The sequence below is a fragment of the Ideonella azotifigens genome (assembly GCF_021043325.1).
GTDB lineage: Bacteria > Pseudomonadota > Gammaproteobacteria > Burkholderiales > Burkholderiaceae_C > Ideonella > Ideonella azotifigens.
The window spans coordinates 44,573-59,184 of the sequence record NZ_JAJNKD010000012.1 but is presented as its reverse complement, the minus strand read 5'-3'; the positions used below and the strand labels follow the sequence as shown (position 1 = coordinate 59,184).

Annotated in this window: 10 protein-coding genes; 4 read left to right on the top strand and 6 right to left on the bottom strand. The window is 68.8% G+C overall.

The window, feature by feature from the left end; all coding sequences use genetic code 11:
- Positions 1-3: 3 nt before the first annotated feature.
- The 3 genes from LRH25_RS22145 to polA all read right to left on the bottom strand — a co-directional run bounded on the left by LRH25_RS22145 (position 4) and on the right by polA (position 4,291).
- Positions 4-918, bottom strand: a complete 915-nt coding sequence (locus tag LRH25_RS22145; protein WP_141288877.1) for a UDP-2,3-diacylglucosamine diphosphatase — start codon at positions 916-918, stop codon at positions 4-6.
- A gap of 69 nt (positions 919-987) precedes the next feature.
- Positions 988-1,404 (bottom strand): PaaI family thioesterase, encoded by a 417-nt coding sequence (locus LRH25_RS22140; protein ID WP_375140594.1) that lies wholly within the window; start codon positions 1,402-1,404, stop codon positions 988-990.
- Positions 1,405-1,528: 124 nt separating this feature from the next.
- On the bottom strand, positions 1,529-4,291 hold the full coding sequence (gene polA, locus LRH25_RS22135) for a DNA polymerase I (RefSeq protein WP_231012235.1): 2,763 nt from the start codon (positions 4,289-4,291) through the stop codon (positions 1,529-1,531).
- Between the two features lie 126 nt (positions 4,292-4,417).
- Here polA and LRH25_RS22130 point away from each other — a divergent pair, with 126 nt between their 5' ends.
- The 3 genes from LRH25_RS22130 to LRH25_RS22120 all read left to right on the top strand — a co-directional run bounded on the left by LRH25_RS22130 (position 4,418) and on the right by LRH25_RS22120 (position 6,705).
- Positions 4,418-4,807 carry a DUF2782 domain-containing protein gene (locus LRH25_RS22130; RefSeq protein ID WP_231012233.1) on the top strand — a complete coding sequence of 130 codons (390 nt, stop codon included), beginning with the start codon at positions 4,418-4,420 and terminating at the stop codon, positions 4,805-4,807.
- A 95-nt stretch (positions 4,808-4,902) separates the two neighbouring features.
- Positions 4,903-5,871, top strand: a complete 969-nt coding sequence (locus tag LRH25_RS22125; RefSeq protein ID WP_141289944.1) for a homoserine kinase — start codon at positions 4,903-4,905, stop codon at positions 5,869-5,871.
- A 15-nt stretch (positions 5,872-5,886) separates the two neighbouring features.
- Positions 5,887-6,705 carry a BPSS1780 family membrane protein gene (locus tag LRH25_RS22120; RefSeq protein WP_141289945.1) on the top strand — a complete coding sequence of 273 codons (819 nt, stop codon included), beginning with the start codon at positions 5,887-5,889 and terminating at the stop codon, positions 6,703-6,705.
- On the opposite strand, the gene LRH25_RS22115 is transcribed toward LRH25_RS22120, so the two are convergent.
- Genes LRH25_RS22115 through LRH25_RS22105 form a run of 3 tightly spaced genes read right to left on the bottom strand, consistent with a single transcriptional unit; the run spans position 6,694 to position 13,254 of the window.
- Positions 6,694-8,790: a GGDEF domain-containing protein gene (locus tag LRH25_RS22115; protein ID WP_231012231.1), complete on the bottom strand. Its 2,097-nt coding sequence runs from the start codon at positions 8,788-8,790 to the stop codon at positions 6,694-6,696. The two genes, LRH25_RS22120 and LRH25_RS22115, sit on opposite strands and share 12 nt — an antisense overlap.
- Positions 8,787-10,835 (bottom strand): GGDEF domain-containing protein, encoded by a 2,049-nt coding sequence (locus tag LRH25_RS22110; protein ID WP_231012229.1) that lies wholly within the window; start codon positions 10,833-10,835, stop codon positions 8,787-8,789. Before LRH25_RS22110 ends, LRH25_RS22115 begins: the two co-directional genes overlap by 4 nt.
- A 34-nt stretch (positions 10,836-10,869) precedes the next feature.
- On the bottom strand, positions 10,870-13,254 hold the full coding sequence (locus LRH25_RS22105; RefSeq protein WP_231012312.1) for a UvrD-helicase domain-containing protein: 2,385 nt from the start codon (positions 13,252-13,254) through the stop codon (positions 10,870-10,872).
- Between the two features lie 325 nt (positions 13,255-13,579).
- On the opposite strand from LRH25_RS22105, the gene LRH25_RS22100 reads away from it, so the two are divergent.
- Complete coding sequence (locus LRH25_RS22100) at positions 13,580-14,557, top strand: GMP reductase (protein WP_141289582.1); 978 nt, start codon at positions 13,580-13,582, stop codon at positions 14,555-14,557.
- Positions 14,558-14,612 lie beyond the last annotated feature (55 nt).

Genomic DNA, 14,612 nt, shown 5'->3' with positions numbered 1-14,612 from the left:
CCATCAGGCGCCCGCCACCAGCGCCGGCTGGCTCGCCGGAACCGGCGCTGCGAAGTCGGGACGCTGCACGCCGTCGACCAGTGCCAGCTGGCCGTCCAAGTGCTCGACCAGCGCGCTGAGGCTCTCGACCCAGTCGCCATCGTTGGCGTAGAGGATACCGTCGATGTCGCGCAACTCGGCATGGTGGATGTGGCCGCAGACGACGCCTTGCACCCCGCGCTTGCGCGCCTCGCGGGCCAGCGCGCCCTCGAAGTCCGCCACGTAGCTGACCGCGCGCTTGACCTTCAGCTTCAGGTACTTGGACAGGCTCCAGTACGGCAGGCCCAGCTTGGCGCGCCAGTGATTGAGGTAGCGGTTCAGCTTCAGCGTGAACTCGTAGGCAGAGTCGCCCAGGTAGGCCAGCCACTTGGCACACTGGATCACGCCATCGAACAGGTCGCCGTGAGTGACCCACAACTTGCGGCCGTCAACGGTCACGTGCACCCAGTCTTCCACCACCTCGATGCCGCCAAAGCTGTGGCCCAGGTACTTGCGGGCGAACTCGTCGTGGTTGCCCGGCACGTAGATGACCCGCGTGCCCTTGCGCGCCATGCGCAGCAGCTTCTGCACCACGTCGTTGTGCGCCTGCGGCCAGTACCAGCTGCGGCGCAGTTGCCAGCCGTCGACGATGTCGCCAACCAGGAACAGCGTCTCGCACTCGGTCACACGCAGGAAGTCCAGCAGCGCCTGCGCCTGGCAGCCCGGGGTGCCCAGGTGCACGTCCGAGATCCACACGGTGCGGAAGCGGTGCCGTGGCGAGGGCGCGTCGGCACCGTCATGCTCGTCTGACAGCAGCGTGGCGCGCGCCAGCGAAGCAAGGTCAGGCGGCCGGGGTGCTGCCGGCGTGGCCGGCGCGGAGGGCAGGAAGGCGGTCTGCATGGCTTCCCATGCTGGGCCGGCGCAGTGACGCAAGCATGACCGCGAGATGAAGCCGCCGTGACGTGGGCTTCAAGCTGCAGGCGCTGGGTACAGCACCATCTGCGTGCAGCGGAACATCGCAATCGTCTTGCCGGTGTCTCGGTGCGTGACCACCGCGTCCCAGACCTGGGTGGTGCGGCCGCCGTGCAGCATGGTCGCGGTGCAGGCAATCATGCCTTCCAGCGCGGTGCCCAGGTGGTTGGACTTCAGCTCGATGGTCGTGAAGCCCTTCGCGCCCTTGGGCAAATTGGCCGCACAGCCGTAGCCGCAGCAGGTGTCTGCCAGCGTGACGATGCTGCCGGCGTGCAGGTAACCATTCGGCGCCATCACCTCCTGGCGCACCGGCATCTCGGCCTTCACCTGCTCGCCCACCTCCAGGATGCGAATGCCCATGTGGCCGGGCAAGGTGCGCATGCCGCGGGCGTTGAATTCTTCTGCGTCCATCATCGTTTCAGTCCTCCAAACTTGACCACACCGCACCCCACGCAGCTGGCGCCGAGCCGCCTCAAGGCGGCTGCGCAACCCGCCCGGCGGGTGGCCTTGCGTACTCGCGAGGCCGGGTGCGCCATTCCTAATGGGCCTCGTCCCAGTTCGCGCCGACGCCGACCTCTGCAATCAATGGCACCTTGAACGCAGCGACGCCAGCCATCAAACGCGGCACGGCCTCCTTGGCCCAGTCCAGCTCGGCTTCAGGCACCTCGAAGACCAGTTCGTCGTGCACCTGCATCACCATGCGCGTGGCGCGCTGTTCCTGGTCCAGCTCGCCCTGCACCGCGATCATCGCCAGCTTGATCAGGTCGGCCGCGGTGCCCTGCATCGGCGCATTGATGGCCTGGCGCTCGGCGCCGCTCTTGCGAGGGCCGTTGCCACCATTGATCTCGGGCAGGTAGATGCGGCGGCCGAACAGGGTTTCGACATAGCCGAGCTGGCGGGCCGATTCCTTGGTTTCCTCCATGTAGCGCTTCACGCCGGCAAAGCGCTCGAAGTAGCGGTCGATGTAGTTCTTCGCCGCCTTCTGGTCGATGCCCAGGCTCTGCGCCAGGCCAAACGCGCCCATGCCGTAGATCAGCCCGAAGTTGATGGTCTTGGCATAGCGGCGCTGCTCGCTGGTGACCGCGCCCGGCTCGGTGCCGAAGACTTCCGAAGCGGTGGCGCGGTGCACGTCCATGCCTTCGCTGAAGGCGCGCGTCAGGCCAGGGTCGCCGCTGATGTGGGCCATGATGCGCAGCTCGATCTGCGAATAGTCGGCGCTGACGATGCGGTGGCCCGGCGGCGCGATGAAGGCCTCGCGCACGCGACGGCCTTCCGCGGTACGGATCGGAATGTTCTGCAGATTCGGGTCGTTGCTCGACAAGCGCCCGGTGACCGCCACCGCCTGCGCGTAGTTGGTGTGCACGCGGCCGGTCTGCGGGTTGACCATCAGCGGCAGCTTGTCGGTGTAGGTGCCCTTGAGCTTGGACAGGCTGCGGTGCTCCAGCAGCTTGGCCGGCAACGGGTAGTCGGCCGCGAGCTCCTGCAGCACTTCTTCGTCGGTGGATGGCGCGCCGCTGGCTGTCTTCTTCTTGACCGGCAGGCCCAGCTTGGTGAACAGGATCTCGCCGATCTGCTTGGGCGAACCCAGGTTGAAGGGCTGGCCGGCGATCTCGTAGGCCTCGCGCTCCAGCGCGATCATGCGTTCGGCCAGCTGGCGGCTCTGGTCCGCCAGGCGCTGCGGGTCGATCAGCACGCCGTGGCGCTCCACGCGCTGCAGGATCAGGCTGACCGGCATCTCGATCTGCTGGTAGACGTTCAGCAGCCCTGGCTCGGCCTGCAGCTGCGGCCACAGGTCCTGGTGCACCTGCAGGCACATCTCGCTGTCTTCGCCGCTGTAGGTCGTCGCGCGTTCCACGTCCACCTGCGAGAACGGGATCTGGTTCGCGCCCTTGCCGCACAGGTCCTCGTAGCTCAGGCCCTTGCGGTCCAGGTGGCGGTCGGCCAGGCTTTCCAGGCTGTGCGGCTTGTGGGCTTCCAGCACGTAGCTCTGCAGCAGCGTGTCATGCGCGATGCCGCGCAGCGCCACGCCATGGTTGTTGAACACGTGCAGGTCGTACTTCAGGTTCTGGCCCACCTTGGCCGCCGCCGGGTCTTCCAGCCAGGGCCTGAGCTGTTCCAGCACGGTGTCCAGCGGCAGCTGGTCCGGCGCACCGGGGTAGTCGTGGCCGGTCGGCACGTAGGCCGCGCGGCCGGGCTCGATGGCAAACGAGATGCCGATGATGCGGGCGCGCACCGGGTCCAGCGAATCGGTCTCGGTGTCGACGGCGGCCAGCGGCGCGGCGCGCAATTGCGCGATCCATGCCTCCAGCCGCTCCAGCGTGCTGACGGTTTCATACTCGCGGGCCAGCACCGGGCGCTCCGGGCGCGGCACCGCGGCCGCCGGCGCAGCGGCAGGCGCGCTGCCCGCGCTGTCATCGGTCGCCACGCCCAGCTTGCCTTCCAGCTCCTTGGTCCAGCTGCGGAAGCCGTAGCGCTGGTAGAAGGCCAGCAGGCCGGCGTCGTCGATCGGGCGCAGCGCCAGCGCGTCCAGCTTCGGGTAGTCGACCAGGTGCTTGGCCAGGTCGCAATCGGTGCGGATGGTCACCAGCTTGCGGCCGGTGGGCAGCCAGTCCAGCGCCTTGCGCAGGTTCTCGCCGGCCACGCCCTTGATGCTGGCCGCCGCGGCGATCACGCCGTCCAGCGAACCGTGCTCGGCGATCCACTTGGCAGCCGTCTTGGGGCCGACCTTCTCGACGCCGGGCACGTTGTCCACCGCGTCGCCCATCAGCGTCAGGTAGTCGACGATGCGGTCCGGCGGCACGCCGAACTTGGCCAGCACGCCGGCTTCGTCCAGCGACTCGTTGCTCATCGTGTTGATCAGCGTCACGCCCGGCCGCACCAGCTGCGCCATGTCCTTGTCGCCGGTGGAGATCACGACCTTGTGCCCGGTGGCGTGCCCGGCGCAGGAGAGCGTGCCGATCACGTCGTCCGCCTCCACGCCCGGCACCTCCAGCACCGGCCAGCCCAGCAGCCGCACCACCTCGTGGATGGGTGCGATCTGGGTGCGCAGGTCGTCGGGCATGGGCGCGCGCTGGGCCTTGTATTCGGGGTACCACTCGTCGCGGAAGGTCGGGCCGGAAGCGTCGAACACGCAGCAGGCGTGCTCGGCACCGACCTGCTCGCGCAGCCGCTTCATCATCGCCACCATGCCGTGCAGCGCCCCGGTCGGCACGCCTTCCGGGCCGCGCAGGTCGGGCAGCGCATGGTAGGCGCGGTACAGGTAGCTGGAACCGTCGACCAGCAACAGGATCTTGTCGTTCATTCAGAAAGCTTTCAGGCGGCGCAAGACGCGCCGCAGCGCGCCTGTGAAGGCTTGCAATTGTGCTCGCAGCGGCGATTCGCCAGCCGGATGGCCGGACAGCCACTTGGCGACCGTAAAATCAGGAACATGAACGCCTCATTCCGCCCGCGCCTGCAGCTCTGCGCCCTGTGTCTCGGCCTGCTTGCCGCCGGAAGCTGTCTGGCCCAGGCTGCCGCTCCGGCCGCCGCCCCCGCACCACTGACCGGCGCCGCCGCGCTCAAGCCGCTGCCGCCCGTAGAGGCCGCCGCGCCCACCAGCAAGGTGCCTGAACCGCAGATCCTGCACGGCGTAACGGAGGACGACGAGGTTCGCATCGAGGAACTGCGGGTGCGCGGCCAGACCCAGCGCATCACCGTGCAACCCAAGCACGGCAGCTTCCCGGCCTACGACATCGTGCCGCGCGACAACAGCCGCCCGCCGTCACAGGACCCCAAGGCCGGCCAGCGCGTCTGGCTGAGCCTGCCCTTCGATTTCTGAACGGCCGGCCCCGGCCTCCGCCCAGTCCCCCGCAGAACGGCCGTCGCCCGCCGTCTCACTCCCCATCTTCCAATCCTTCCGGGGCACCCAGCCACATGGCGGTCTACACCGAAGTTTCTGTCGAACAGGCCAATGCCTTGCTCGCCCAGTTGGGCCTGGGCCCGGTGCTGGCGCTGCAGCCGATTTCCAGCGGCATCGAGAACACCAACTACTTCGCCACCACGGCCGAAGGCGAGTGGGTGCTGACGGTGTTCGAGCGCCTGGCCCATGACCAGCTGCCGTTCTACCTGCAGCTGATGCGCCACCTGGCGCGCGCCGGCCAACCGGTGCCCGAGCCGCGCGCCAATGCCCAGGGCGAACTGGTGCACACGCTGGCCGGCAAGCCTGCCGCACTGGTTAACCGGCTGGAGGGCGAAAGCCTGGACGCGCCGGACCTGCACCACTGCGAGCAACTCGGCGCCACGCTGGCGCGCATGCACCTGGCGGTGGCCGACTTCCCGCTGGCCCAGCCCAACCTGCGCGGCCTGGCCTGGCGCGAGGCCACCGCGCCCGTCGTGCGGCCTTACCTGGACGCCGACGCTGGCCACCTGCTGGACGAGGAAATGGCCTTCCAGGCCCACCTGCACGCCTCCGCCGCCTACCAGGAACTGCCCTGCGGCGCGGTGCATGCCGACCTGTTCCGCGACAACGCGCTGTTCGCCGGCCTGCCCGGCCGCGAACGGCTCAGCGGCGTGTTCGACTTCTACTTCGCCGGCACCGACACCTTCGTCTACGACCTGGCCGTGGTGCTGAACGACTGGTGCGTGGACCTGGACAGCGGCCAGCTGGACCTGCCACGCGCCGAAGCGCTGCTGCATGCCTACAGCGCCGAGCGCCAGCCCAGCGGCAACGAGCTGCGCCTGCTGCCCGGCCTGCGCCGCGCCGCAGCCCAGCGCTTCTGGCTCTCGCGCCTGGCCGACTGGCACCTGCCACGCGAAGCCAGCCTGCTCAAGCCCAAACCGCCGCTGCACTTCGAACGCGTGCTGCGCGACGCCATGGCGCGCCCGTGGCACCCGGCGGCATGAAGGCGGCCTGAACCCATGCGACTGACCCTCAAGACCGTGCCGGCCCGGCAAGGCGCGGTGTGGATGCGGCAAGGCCTGGTCGAGTGCCTGCGCTTCCCGGTGCGCTACCTCACGCTGTTCCTGTGCTTCATGTTCGTGGCCGCGCTGGTCATGGCCTTGCCGCTGATCGGCATCGTGATGGTGGTGGCCGCCATCCCGCTGGTGAGCCTGGCTTTCATGATGGCCACCGTGGGCAGCCTGCGCGGCCAGCCGCCCTCGCCCATGGTGTTCATCGCACCGTGGCAGCAACTGCCTGCACCGCGGCGGCGTACCTTGATCACGCTGTGCCTGGCCTATGCACTGGCCATGCTGGGCAGCCTGGCGCTGTGCGGGCTGATCGACCATGGCGGGCTGCAGGCGCTGGTCGTCGCCATGACCAGCGGCGCCGACGCGGACACGCTGGAGAAGCTGGCGCAGGCGCCCGGCGTCAGCGCTGGTGTCCTGGCGCGGGTGCTGATCATCAGTCTGCTGAGCGTGCCGTTCTGGCATGCGCCCGGGCTGGTGGTCTGGGGCGAACAAGGCCTCGCGCAGTCGCTGTTCTCCAGCACGCTGGCGATGTGGCGCAACAAGGGCGCCTTCCTGGTCTACCTGGCCAGCTACCTGGCACTGACCCTGGCCGTGACCCTGCTCGGCGGCCCGCTGACGGTGCTGCTCGGCGCCTTCGCCAGCCTGCTGCTGATGCCGCTGTCGCTGCTGCTGACCACCGCGTTTTACGTGTCCCTGTTCTTCACCTTCCGCGACAGCTTCGGTTCTGACACCGCTTCCGGCGACAAGGACGAGCTCTCAGGTCCCTGAACCCGCAGCAGCCACAGGCGCCGTGATGCGCGGGTCCACACGCAGCTGCACCTCGCCTGACAGCCGGGCCATCTCGAAGTCGCGCTCCATCGCCACCAGCGCGTCGCCGTCTTCGGCCAGCGTGGCCTGCAGGCCGACCGCGCGGTCGCGGCCCATGGACTTGGCGGTGTAGAGCGCCATGTCGACCAGGTTCACGGCCCGGTCCCAGTCCAGGTTGACCTCGTGCTGCGGCAGCGGGAAGCAGGCGTAGCCCAGCGAGGTCGTGACGGTCAGGTCGCGGCCGTCTTCCAGCCGCACCGGCTGGTCGCCCACGGCGTGCAGCATGCGCCGCGCCAGCGCGGTCAGGCCCTCGTCGCGCAGGCCGGGCGCATAGACCAGGAATTCCTCGCCGCCCCAGCGGCAGACCAGGTCGTTCAACCGCACCGAGCTGCCCAGCCGGTGCGCAATCTCGATCAGCACCGTGTCGCCGGCCTGGTGGCCGAAATCGTCGTTGACCCGCTTGAAGTGATCGATGTCCAGCAGCAGCAAGGCGCCACGGAAGCCGCCATCGCTTTCCAGCGTGGCCAGCACCTCGCGGAAATGGCGCCGGTTGGCCAGACCGGTCAGCGGATCGCGCTCGCTCTGCACCTTCAGCAAGGCCTCGCTGCGGCGCAGTTGCTGGTTGGCGTCGCGCGCCCGCTTGAGCAGCAGCACCGCCACGCCGGCCACCAGCAGCAGCAGTGCCGCGGCCAGCAGCCAGACCCGTTCCAGCAGCGCCTGGGTTTGCAGCCGGGAGGCACGCAGCGCGTTTTCGCGGCCCAGCAGGTCCAGCTCGCGCTTCTCGGCCTCGCTGCGGTAGCGCTCGCGCTGCTGGGCCAGCGCGGCTTCGCGGTTACCCTTGTTGATGTCGGCCCGCAGCGCCTGCTCGCGGTGGTAGAGCTCCAGCGCCGCGTGGGTGTCGCCCAGCGCGGCCAGCGCGTCGGAGTCTTCGCGCAGCGCGCTTTCCATCGCCGCCTTGGCCCCCGTGTCCGACCACATCGCCAGCGCGTCCTCCAGGTCGGAGCGGCCTTGCGCCACCTGGCCCAGCTGCAGCCTGGCCAGGCCGCCGTTGTGCAGCAGCGTGGGCTGGCCGCGCAACTCGTTGTGGCGCTTCATCACCGGGTAGGCGCGCTCGACCGCGGCCAGCGCCTCGCGCGCCCGGCCGGCGCGGCGCAGCAGGTCGCTGAGGCTGGCCAGCACCTGCGAATCCAGCCGCGGCGAGTTCAGCGGCTTGGCCAGCGCCAGTGCCTCCTGCATGGTGCGCAGGCCGCCACGGTCGTCGCCCTGCATCAGCGCCAGCCTGGCCTCGTTGTAACGCACCCGCACCAACGCCAGCGCGCTGTCGCTGCGCCGCGCAATCCTGTCGGCCTGGACCATGATCCGGCGGGCGGCGTCCGCATCGCCCAGGGCCTGGCTGATCACCGCCTGGCCAGACAGGGTCCAGGCCTGCAGCAAGGCATCGTCGGCCCTGGCAGCCAGCGCCTGGGCGCGCTGGGTCAGGCCCTGTGCCTCGACCAGTGCGCCCTGGGCTTCGGCCCGCAGCCACATCAGGCGCAGCGCCCGCCACCAGGCGCGGTGTTCGCAGTCGGCCGGCGGCAGGCGCACGCCACAGGCCTGGGTGTAGTACACGTCGGCCGAACGCGCCTGTTGAGCGCCCATCTCTGCATGGCCCAGCAAGTCCTGCAACAAGGCCTGGACCAGCGCCTGGTCAGCCTGGATCTGCGCATTGCGGCCATCGCTGTTCAGCAGCTGCAGCGCGGCAACCGCCGCGCGCACCTCGGCCTCAAGACCTGAGCGTGCCGCCACCAGGCCGCGCGTGCGCTGCAGCGCACGCTGCCACACGGCCTCGGGCACGCCCGCCGGGGCCGGCCCCTGGCTGGCGATCTCCGCCAGCACCTGCTCGGGCACGTCCTCGCCGCGCTGGACCCAGGCTTCCATCTGCTCGCCCATGCTGCGCAACGGGCTGATGTCGTCGGCCATCAGTGCCTCGGGCACGGCTTGCGCCAGGCCGCAGCTCAGCGCGAAAGCCAGCGCAAGCAGCAGGTGCTGCAAGGATGGCGGCTTCATTGCGTCTGCCCCACGCCTTCGGGCCCGTGGAACTCGACCAGCGAGATCACGCCATCGCGCCAGGCGGCTTCCAGGTCCTTCATCCAGGCTTCGACCTTCTCCAGCGAATCGGCCGGCAGGCGGCGCACGCCGACCGCGCGGTTGCGGCCCTGCGTCTTGGCGATGTACATGGCCGAGTCCACCAGGTCGATGGCCACCGACCAGGGCACCTCCAGCTGGTGCGGCTGCAGCGGGAAGCTGGCAAAGCCGATCGAGCCGGTGATGGCGATGTGGGACGTGCCGGCCAGCACCGGCAGCGAAGCCAGCGCGGCCAGCAGGCGCTGGGCCAGCAGCTCGGTCTGCTCGGCCTGGCCAGCGGGCACCAGGATCATGAATTCCTCGCCACCCCAGCGCACCACCAGGTCTTCCTCGCGCACCACCGCCTTCAGCCGGCGCGCGACCTCGATCAGCACTGCATCGCCCGCGGCGTGGCCGAAGTGGTCATTGATGCGCTTGAAGTGGTCCAGGTCCAGCAGGTAGAGCGTGCCGCGCGCGTCGTTGGCCCGGTCGCCCTGCGCGGCCAGGCGCTGCAGGTGGCGGCGGTTGGCCAGGCCTGTCAGCGGGTCCTGCTCGGTCTGCACCTTCAGCCGCTCGTTGTTGCTGGACAGCGCGCGCTGCGTGGCCCGGGTGCGCAGGTAGACCAGCAGCAGCAGCACCACCGCCATGCCGCAGACCGCCGTGACCAGCGCCCATTCCCGGAAGCGCAACTCGCTTTGGCGCAGGGCTTCCTGCATCAGCTGGTTGTCGTCGGTCAGCAGTTCGCGTTCATGGCGGCGGCGCTCGGCGTCGAAGCTTTCCTGCAGCTCGACCAGCGCGCGCTGCTGGTTGCGCTGGAAAGCCTCCTGGGCCCGCTCGCGGTGCTGGCGGAAGGCGGCCAGCGCCTCGCCGTGGTAGCCCGCAGCCTCCAGGTAGGTGCCCAGGTCGTCCAGGGTTTCGGCCAGCGAGACGATCTCGTCGCTGCGCTGGTACTGCGACAGCGCTTCTTCCACCAGCGGCAGGCCCTCGTCCTTGCGCCGCATCGCGATCAGCGCCAGCCCGCTGTTGAGCTGGGCCAGCTGCTCGGCCTGCGAGAAGCGCATGGCCCGCGCCAGCGGCAAGGCCTGCTGGGCGGTGGCGTAGGCGGTCTTGTAGTCGCCCTGGCGCAGGTAGTAGTCCGAGATGTTGCCCAGGCCCAGCGCCTCGTCGCGTCGCGCACCGGCGGTGCGGGCGTAGGCGTTGGCCTGCTTCAGGGTCTGCAGCGATTCGGCATTCCTGCCCTGGTCCGCCAGCAGCATGCCTTCGACCGACAGCACTTCGTTCAGCGACATCCAGTCATTGCCGGCAATCGCACGCTGCTTGGCATCTTCGTTGATCTGCCAGGCACGCTCCTGCTGGCCGGCGCGGAACAAGGTATAGGCCAGCGCATTCAGCAGCGAACTGGCGCGCCACCGCGCCGAGCGTTCGCTCAGGTGGATCGCGTCCTGGTAGAGCCGCACCGCTTCATCGAAACGGCCCAGTTCCTCCTTGATGCCGGCATGCGTGGACAGGCAGGCGATGCGCAGCAGCACCGAGGAGTTGCCATCCAGGCCACGCTCGGCCTCGTCGAGCAAGGCATCGGCGCGGGCCAGCGGGCCGGAGTTGCGCAGCAGGCCGGCACGCAGGCGGTCGGCGGTCACCGCGGCGTCGCGCTGCAGGCGGTCGTTGCCATCGCGGCCGATCTGTTCGACCCGGGCAATGACGGCATTGGTCGCGTCGACCTGCTCCATGTCCACGTACAGCACGCCCAGCGCCAGCAGCCCTTCCAGCAGATAGGCCGGTGGCAGGTCGGGCTTGGCCAACAGGCGCTCCAGCTCGGCGGCGGCCTGGTCCGGCCGCGCCCTGCCCTGGTACTGCAGCCGCTCCAGCGGCTCGTCAGGATAGAGCGGCCGGTCATCGGGCGGGGCGCCGGCGCCCGCGGCCGATCCGAACCCGATCGCCAGCATCAGCATGACGACGCAACCGCAAACAGCACGGACGAGGCGAGACATCATCGGATCAGGTTCTGGCGGGCATTCCGGAAGCTCAATCTACCGGCGTCAGCTTGGCGACCGACAGCGCCAGCCACTTCGGGCCGTGGCGGCCGAAGTTGACCTGGGCACGGGCGTCTTCGCCCTTGCCTTCCAGCGTGACGATCACGCCCTCGCCGAACTTGGTGTGGAACACACCCTGGCCGACCCGCAAGCCATGGCCGGCGGCTTTCGCAGCGCTGGCCTGCATGCTGGCCGGCACCGGCGGCATGGCCGGCGCGGCAGGCGGGTTCCAGCCTGATGAACGGCCTGCGCCGACAACGGAATTGAGCCCGCTGCCGCGCTGCCAGGCGGCCTGGTAGTCGCGTGCAAAGCCGGAGCCGAAACCCTGGTTGCGCGGCGTGAGCCACTTCAGCGCGGTTTCGGGCAGCTCGTCGAAGAAGCGGCTCTTGACGTGGTACTTGGTCTGGCCGTGCAGCATGCGGGTCTGGCTGAAGCTCAGGTACAGCCGCTGGCGGGCGCGGGTGATGGCCACATACATCAGCCGCCGCTCCTCTTCCAGCCCGTCGGCGTCGGACATCGCGTTTTCATGCGGGAACAGGCCTTCTTCCAGCCCGGTGATGAACACCGCGTCGAACTCCAGTCCCTTGGCCGAGTGCACCGTCATCAGCTGCACCGCGTCCTGGCCGGCCTGGGCCTGGTTGTCGCCGGCTTCCAGTGCCGCGTGCGTCAGGAATGCGGCCAGCGGGCTCATGATCTCGCCGGTCTCGGCGTCGGGCGTCATGTCCACCGCGGCCACGGCGTTGGGCAGGCCGGCGGCGCTGCCGTCGGCGATCTGGCCCGGGCCGTGTTCGTCGACCGGCAACGCAATCGCGTCCTTGCCAAAGCCTTCCTGCGTGACAAAGGCCTCGGCCGCGGTGACCAGTTCTTCCAGGTTCTCGATGCGGTCCGCGCCTTCCTTCTCGGTGCGGTAGAAGTCGATCAGCCCCGAGCGCTGCAGCATGTGCTCGATGATCTCGCGCAGCGTCAGGCCGTGCGTCTCATTGCGCATCGAATCGACCAGCGCATTGAACGCCACCAGGTTCGCGCCGCCCTTGCCACCGACCGCACCCACGCTCTGCCACAGGCTGCGGCCGCTCTGGCGCGCGGCGTCCTGCAACTGCTCCAGCGTGCGTGCGCCAATGCCGCGCGTGGGGAAGTTGACGACGCGCAGGTAACTGGTGTCGTCGTTGCAGTTCTCGATCAAGCGCAGGTAGGCCAGCGCGTGCTTCACTTCTGCGCGCTCGAAGAAGCGCAGGCCACCGTAGACGCGGTACGGAATGCTGGCATTGAACAGCGCCGATTCGATGACCCGCGACTGCGCATTGCTGCGGTACAGGATGGCCATTTCGCGCCGGTGCATGCCCGCGCGGTGCAGTTGCTGCAGTTCCTCCAGGATCCACTGCGCCTCGTTGAAGTCGCTGGCCGATTCCTGCACCCGCACCGGCTCGCCGGGCCCGGCCTCGGTGCGCAGGTTCTTGCCCAGGCGCCGGCTGTTGTGGCCGATCAGGTGGTTGGCGGCGTCCAGGATGTTGCCGAAGCTGCGGTAGTTGCGCTCCAGCTTGATGACGTGCTGCACGCGGAACTCGCGCTCGAAGTCGGCCATGTTGCCGACCTGCGCGCCGCGGAAGGCGTAGATGCTCTGGTCGTCGTCGCCCACCGCCATCACGGCGGTCTGCGGGCCGGCGAACATCTTCAGCCAGGCGTATTGCAGCTTGTTGGTGTCCTGGAATTCGTCGACCAGGATGTGGCGGAAGCGGCGCTGGTAGTGCTCGCGCAGCAGCGGGTCGTCGCGCATCAGCTCGTAGGTGCGCAGCATCAGTTCGGCAAAGTCGACCACGCCTTCGCGCTCGCACTGGTCCTGGTAGGCCTGGTAGATCTCGACCATCTTCTGGCTCTGGCCGTCGTGCACCACCACGTCGTTCGGCCGCAGCCCGTCTTCCTTGCTGCCGGCAATGAACCAGTGGACCTGCTTGGGCACAAAGCGCTCTTCGTCCAGGTTCATGCCCTTGATGACGCGCTTCACGGCGCTCAGCGTGTCGCCGTTGTCCAGGATCTGGAAACTCTGCGGCAGATTGGCCTGCTTCCAGTGGGCGCGCAGGAAACGGTTGCACAGCCCGTGGAAGGTGCCGATCCACATGCCGCGCACGTTGACCGGCAGCATCGCGCCCAGGCGCGTCAGCATTTCCTTGGAGGCCTTGTTGGTGAAGGTCACGGCCATCACGCCGCCGGGCGAGATCTGGCCGGTCTGCAGCAGCCAGGCAATGCGCGTGGTCAGCACCCGGGTCTTGCCCGAGCCGGCGCCGGCCAGGATCAGCGAAGCCTGCGGCGGCAGCGTGACGGCGGCGTATTGCTCGGGGTTCAGGCCGCGCAGCAGCGGATTGTCGTCCGGCAACGCCATGGCCGGCGGCAGGCCGGGCGGGAAATCGGAAGGGTCCTGAACGTGCATTTCGTTCATTTTAGGGATGCCTGGCGACCTGGCTGGAAAGTGTGCGCGACGGGAAAGCCCTGCTTGTGGCAGGCGCCACACTGCGTGCAGTGCGGTTTTGTATGCAAACGCGTAGACTCAGCCACCGGGCCCAAACTCTGGCGCCCGGTGCTGGTGAACCGCCACCGCCCCTTGCAGGGCGGCTTCGCGCGGCACCCGCCGGGCTCAGGTCAAGCGCTCGCAGCCCATGTCGGCACACTGCCTTCAACGCGCCGACACCCCTGGAGCTCCGAGAACAATGGACATCTTCGACTACGACAACGTGCTGCTCTTGCCCCGCAAGTGCCGCGTGGACAGCCGCGCCCAGTGCGACACCGGCGTGGATTTCGGCGGCCGCCGCTTCAAGCTGCCGGTGGTGCCGGCGAACATGAAGACGGTGGTGGACGAGCCCATCACCGAATGGCTGGCCGCCAACGGCTACTTCTACGTGATGCACCGCTTCGACCTGGACAACGTGGCCTATGCCCGCCACATGCGCGAGCGCGGCCTGTTCGTCTCCATCAGTTCGGGCGTGAAGCCGGCCGACCGCGAGGTCATCGACCGGCTGGCCGCCGACGGCGTGGGCGCGGACTACATCACCATCGACATTGCCCATGGGCACGCCGAAAGCGTGCGCCAGATGATCGACCACATCAAGCACAAGCTGCCGCAGGCCTTCATCATCGCCGGCAACGTCGGCACGCCCGAAGGCGTGATCGACCTGGAAAACTGGGGTGCGGACGCGACCAAGGTCGGCATCGGCCCCGGCAAGGTCTGCATCACGCGGCTGAAGACCGGCTTTGGCACCGGCGGCTGGCAGCTCTCGGCGCTGAAGTGGTGTGCCCGCGTGGCCACCAAGCCCATCATTGCCGACGGCGGCATCCGCCACCACGGCGACATTGCCAAGAGCGTGCGCTTCGGCGCCGCCATGGTGATGGTCGGCTCGCTGTTCGCCGGCCATGAAGAGTCGCCGGGCGCCACGGTCGAGGTCGACGGCAGACGCTACAAGGAGTACTACGGCTCGGCCAGCGACTTCAACAAGGGCGAGTACAAGCACGTCGAAGGCAAGCGCATCCTCGAACCCGTCAAGGGCCACCTGGCCGACACGCTGCGCGAGATGCGCGAGGACCTGCAAAGCTCCATCAGCTACGCCGGCGGCGTGCAGCTGACCGACCTGAGGAAGGTCAACTACGTGATCCTGGGCGGCGAGAACGCAGGCGAGCACCTGCTGATGTGAGGCCCCCAAGCGAAGGATTCGTGCCCGCCGCTTGCTGCACTATCATGCCCCGCAC